This is a genomic window from Actibacterium sp., assembly GCF_041584535.1.
In the GTDB taxonomy this organism is placed as follows: Bacteria; Pseudomonadota; Alphaproteobacteria; order Rhodobacterales; family Rhodobacteraceae; genus Actibacterium_D.
On sequence record NZ_JBFHDW010000222.1, the window covers coordinates 1 to 4,555 of the forward strand.

The following is a 4,555-nucleotide window of genomic DNA, read 5'->3' on the forward strand; positions in this document are numbered from 1 at the left end:
ATCACCCAGCCGAATGGAATAGTCAGCAGCGACAAAACCGACGCCGAGACCGAGAACCAAAACACGATGGTCGCGGTCTGTTCGGTCTGCACCAGCTTGCGGATGAACACCTGCGCCAAGGCCGCGCACCCGGCCCCGGCCAGCACCACGATTGCGCCAAGGGTTTGGCGGGCGTCCAGTTCGTGCTGGGAAAACGCGGTCAGCCGCGGTGACAGCACGATCAGCACCCCGATCAGGCCCAGCGCCACCGCACCCAGCCGAAACAGCCGCACCTCTTCGCCCAGAAACATCGCGGCAAAGACAACGACCAAAACCGGCGTGGCATAGCCGATCGCCGTGACCTCGGGCAGCGGCAACAGGCCCAGCCCGGCAAACATCAACCCCATCGCGCTGGTGCCGACCAAACCGCGCCAGAAATGCCCTAATGGGTTGTCGCTGTGAAATCCGGTGGCCAGTTCGCGCCGGAAGGTCAGCCAGCCGACAATCACCGGCAGCGCAAAGAACGACCGGAAAAACACCGCCTCGCCCGGCGGGACATGTGCCGAGGCCGCTTTGATCAGCGCAGACATCGTCACGAACAGGGTGACGGACATCAGTTTAAAGATGATCGCGCGGGCCGGGTGCATTCAGGACATACCTTTCAGGGGTAAATCCCCTGTCGACCCGAACGGGCCAAACTGCAAGCGGAAATTATTGTCCCTGCGCCTTGCGGTCAATCTTGAGAAACTCTTTTGCCCGCCCCGACGGCACATCATGGTCAGCCGTTCGACGATGCAGCGCCTTGGCCGAATTGTTCGGGGCCGCGGCATGTTCGATCTTGCTGAACTGCTCGGCGCGATGGCCTTCGGAATGATCGCCGGGGTGGTCCAGTGGACTGCGTGGCATGGTGCTTATCCTCCCATTAAAGGGACGATCCTAACACATTCCGCCGATTCATCCGACTCTAGAGGATAATCCGCTGGATCATCCACCATGCACCCGTGACCGCGATCAGCGCGGAAATCGGGATGACCACCCGCGTGCGATACCAAGGCTTGCGCCCGAACCATGCGCCAAACGCCAGAAACGCCACCGAAATCACCGCCAACTGACCGATTTCAACGCCGACGTTAAAGGCGACCAGATCCGCGACAAACCGTGCCGGATTCAGCCCGATCTCGCCCAGAACGCTGGCAAACCCCAGCCCATGCAACAGCCCGAACCCGAACACCACCGCAACCCTGCGCCAAGTGATCCTCCCGCCCAGAATGTTCTCGACCGCGACGAACACAATCGAGGCCGCAATCAAAGGTTCGACGATTTCCGCCGGAATAGTAACGATTTTCAGGCTCGCCAGCGCCAAGGTCACCGTATGGGCCAAGGTAAAGGCCGTGACCTGCATCAGCAGCGGCCGCAGATGCAGCGAGAACAAAAACAGCCCCAGAACGAACAGGATATGATCCAGCCCCTTGGGCACGATATGCTCGAACCCCAGCACGATATAGCGCCCGAATTCGGTCAAGGCGCCGATCTGGGCCACGCCAACGCGCGGCATCGGATCGCTCAGCGCACCGCCGGTCAGATACCCGGTATAAAGATCCTCGCCTTCGCCAATCTGCCGCAGCACCAGCGGCCCATAACCCGCCATCCACCCGGCCTGAACGGGGCTGTCACCGGGCGGCAAAGCCGCGCTCAGCGTCAGGATTGAATCGCGCGGCAAAGACACATCCCCGACCTCGGGAATGCGCAATTCCGCGATCTCCGGGGTCAACGCCGCCCCATCGACCTGAATGAAAATGCCAGACTGAATGCGCGGCCATGCCTTGCGGAACGCCGCGTCAAGATCAGCGGCGGATTTGCCGCGCAGCAGGTCATAATATCCCGACAAGGGCGATTCATTGGTATCCGCCAACCCGGCCAGATCAATCCCCGCAACCAGCGATTCCAAGGTTACCCGCAGATCGATACGCACCGTGTCCGCCCCGATGGTCACATCCCCGACGGCAGGCCGCACCTCATGCGCCAAACCGGGCAAGGTCATCACAAACAAGGCACCAAGCGCCAGAAAACTTGACCTCAGCCCACGCAGGGTCAGATTGAATCGTATCTTTGAAAAGGTCCGCCGCATGCGAAAATTCATCCTGTTCCTGACCGCGTTCCTGTCACTTAGTGCAGAAACCGCCCTTGCCCACGAGTTTTGGCTTTCACCGCAAAGCTATCAGGTTGAACCGGGCGCGCCAGTGCTGACTGATCTGCGGCTAGGTCAGGATTTTAGCGGCGCACCCCTGTCCTATCTGCCGAACCGTCTCAGCCGGTTTGAGATGATTCAAGGTGAAATAGTGACGAAAATCACCGGTCGAATGGGCGATCAACCCGCCATGGCCGCCCCCGCGCCCGGTCAGGGACTGGCGATCATCGTGCATGAAACCACCGACAACCTGCTGACCTATACGGATTGGAGCAAATTCACCGCTTTCGTGACGCACAAGGCCTTTCCCGACGCTCTGAACCGCCACGCCGCCCGTGGCCTGCCGCAAATCGGGTTCAGCGAAACCTATCGCCGCTATGCCAAATCGCTTGTCGCGGTCGGTGACGGCCACGGACAAGACCGCGACGTCGGGCTGGAGACTGAAATCATCGCCCTGAAAAACCCCTATACCGATGATTTGTCCCAAGGCTTGCCGGTTCAGGTGCTGTATCGCGGCGCCCCACGCGTCGATACCCAGCTCGAAGTGTTTCAGCGCAGCCCAAGCGGCGACGTTGTGATCACAAAACTGCAAACCGACGCCCTTGGGCAGGTTTCTGTGCCGGTTCTACCCGGTCACGAATACCTGCTCGACGCTGTGATGCTGCTGGATACCGGCAATGACGACCCCAAGGCTGGACCGGTTTGGCAATCGCTTTGGGCCGCGCTTACCTTCATGATTCCGCTGGATTAGTGACTGTTTTCGCGAAAACAGACCCTATTTCAGTCGTGCAACCGCCCAGCGCGCCGCGTCTGAAACCGCCTCGTCCGGATCGTCAAGCAACGCCTGCGCCGCCGGTATCAAAGCCGCTTCGCCCGAGTTCCCGATCGCATAAAGAACATTGCGCACAAAGCGATCACGCCCGATCCGCTTGACCGGCGATCCCGAAAACATCGCCCGAAAACCCGCGTCGTCCAACCGGGCCAATTCCGCCAAAGGCGGCGCTATCAACTCGGGGCGGGCCGCATATTTCACCTCACGCGCCTGCACCGCGAACTTGTTCCACGGGCAGACGGCCAGACAATCGTCGCAGCCATAAATGCGGTTGCCCATCAGCGCCCGCAATTCCGGGTCCACCGGACCGTGATGCTCGATCGTCAAATAGGAAATGCACCGCCGCGCGTCCAACTGGTTCGGCGCCGGAAAGGCCCCGGTCGGACAGATATCCAGACAAGCCCGGCATGACCCACAAGAGCCGTTTTCAGGTGAATCAGGCTCGATTTCCAGCGTGGTAAAGATCGCGCCCAGAAAGAACCAACTGCCCAGATCACGGGACAACAGATTGGTATGCTTGCCCTGCCAACCCAGCCCCGCCGCCGCCGCCAACGGCTTTTCCATCACCGGTGCCGTATCGACGAAAACCTTGATCTGCTCGTCGGGGGCCTGCTCCAACAACCAGCGCCCCAGCCGCTTTAGCCGCTTTTTCAGAACATCATGGTAATCGCGATTCTGCGCATAGACCGAAATCGCGCCGTGATCGGGCTGATCCAGCACCGCCATCGGGTCATGCGCGGGCGTATAGGGTTCGGCCAACATGATCACTGACCGCGCCTCGGGCCACAGAGCCGCCGGATCGCCGCGCCACGCCATCCGCTCGGCCATCCAGCCCATCTGGCCATGCCGCCCCTGCGCCACAAACCCGGCCAGCCGCGCCGGCAACTCGGGCACCGCATCGGGCCGCGTCACCCGGCATTTGGCAAAGCCTTCCTCAAGCGCCCGCGCGATCAGCCGATCCTTCAGCATCGCCCGCGCCCTTCTTCTTCGTGGAAATATCCTCGGGGGGGAATTCGCCGCAGGCGAAGGGGGGGCAGACAGCCCCCCGGTTCAGAAATCCAGATCGGCATAATGCGCGGGCGGCGGAAAGCCCGGCACCTGATCGGCCAGCAGCCCGCGAAAGGCCGGACGCGATTTGATCTTGGCATACCAGTCCTTCACATTGGCGTTCCGGTTCCAATCGACGTCGGAAATATAGTCCAGACAAGACAAATGCGCAGCCGCCGTAAAATCGGCCAGCGTCATCACGTCCCCGGCCAGCCAGCGCCGCTGATCCAGCAACCAGCCCAGATAGTCCAGATGATACTTGATCTTCTGCGCCCCGGCCTTGACGTTCTTGCTGTCGGGATAGCCCAGCCCCATCATCTTTTTGTTCACCCGTTCATACAGCAATTTCGACGTCACTTCGTCGTGGAACTTGTCGTCGAACCAGAACACCAGCCGCCGCACTTCGAATCGCGCCTCGGGGCTGGTGGGCAGCAGCGGCGGGTTGGGGTGGGTTTCCTCGATATATTCGCAGATCGCCTGGCTTTCCGACATGGTGCGGCCATCCATAC

Annotated in this window: 6 protein-coding genes; 1 reads left to right on the top strand and 5 read right to left on the bottom strand. The window is 60.8% G+C overall.

Features of this window, described 5'->3' with window-relative positions; all coding sequences use genetic code 11:
• The 3 genes from ABYW26_RS10950 to ABYW26_RS10960 form a co-directional block, all read right to left on the bottom strand.
• A partial coding sequence (locus tag ABYW26_RS10950; RefSeq protein ID WP_372604897.1) for a DMT family transporter occupies positions 1 to 626 on the bottom strand: 626 nt, incomplete at its 3' end.
• Between the two features lie 64 nt (positions 627 to 690).
• Entirely contained in the window at positions 691 to 885 is a 195-nt protein-coding gene (locus tag ABYW26_RS10955; RefSeq protein WP_372604898.1) for a hypothetical protein, read from the bottom strand.
• Positions 886 to 943: 58 nt separating this feature from the next.
• Positions 944 to 2,107 (bottom strand): HupE/UreJ family protein, encoded by a 1,164-nt coding sequence (locus ABYW26_RS10960; RefSeq protein ID WP_372604899.1) that lies wholly within the window; start codon positions 2,105 to 2,107, stop codon positions 944 to 946.
• On the opposite strand from ABYW26_RS10960, the gene ABYW26_RS10965 reads away from it, so the two are divergent.
• Positions 2,106 to 2,918 carry a DUF4198 domain-containing protein gene (locus ABYW26_RS10965; protein ID WP_372604900.1) on the top strand — a complete coding sequence of 271 codons (813 nt, stop codon included), beginning with the start codon at positions 2,106 to 2,108 and terminating at the stop codon, positions 2,916 to 2,918. The genes ABYW26_RS10960 and ABYW26_RS10965 overlap by 2 nt on opposite strands.
• Before the next feature lie 24 nt (positions 2,919 to 2,942).
• On the opposite strand, the gene queG is transcribed toward ABYW26_RS10965, so the two are convergent.
• Complete coding sequence (queG, locus tag ABYW26_RS10970; protein WP_372604901.1) at positions 2,943 to 3,968, bottom strand: tRNA epoxyqueuosine(34) reductase QueG; 1,026 nt, start codon at positions 3,966 to 3,968, stop codon at positions 2,943 to 2,945.
• An 81-nt stretch (positions 3,969 to 4,049) separates the two neighbouring features.
• The coding region (locus ABYW26_RS10975; protein WP_372604902.1) for a glutathione S-transferase family protein at positions 4,050 to 4,555 on the bottom strand (506 nt) is incomplete at its 5' end.